At 59.1% G+C, this 237-nt stretch carries 1 protein-coding gene; it reads right to left on the bottom strand.

The genetic code is table 11. From position 1 onward, the window contains the following. Positions 1–215, bottom strand: a 215-nt coding sequence (locus tag X742_RS1000000173720) for a sugar phosphate nucleotidyltransferase (protein ID WP_245275675.1), incomplete at its 3' end; no start/stop codon positions are given. Between the last annotated feature and the right edge of the window lie 22 nt (positions 216–237).

Here is a 237-nt window from a genome sequence, read left to right as displayed (position 1 = left end):
TGGGGGAGACAGATACCCGAGAGGTCCGTGCGTGCAGTCTTGTGGGCCCGTTCTGCAGTTTCCCAGATGTCCGGCTGGAACTCGAGAAATGCCCGGCGCATGGTGTCGGCACGAAACAGGAAAATGCCTGCGTTCCAGTAGAATCGTCCTGACGATACGTAGTTGCGCGCTGTCTCTGCGTTGGGCTTTTCGACGAAGCGCGAAACTGCAGCCACGCGGTCGTCAGTTGCTGCAACC

The organism is Mesorhizobium sp. LNHC229A00, assembly GCF_000502415.1.
In the GTDB taxonomy this organism is placed as follows: Bacteria; Pseudomonadota; Alphaproteobacteria; order Rhizobiales; family Rhizobiaceae; genus Mesorhizobium.
Note: the sequence above shows the minus strand (reverse complement) of the source record. Positions and strands in the feature narration are given on the sequence as shown.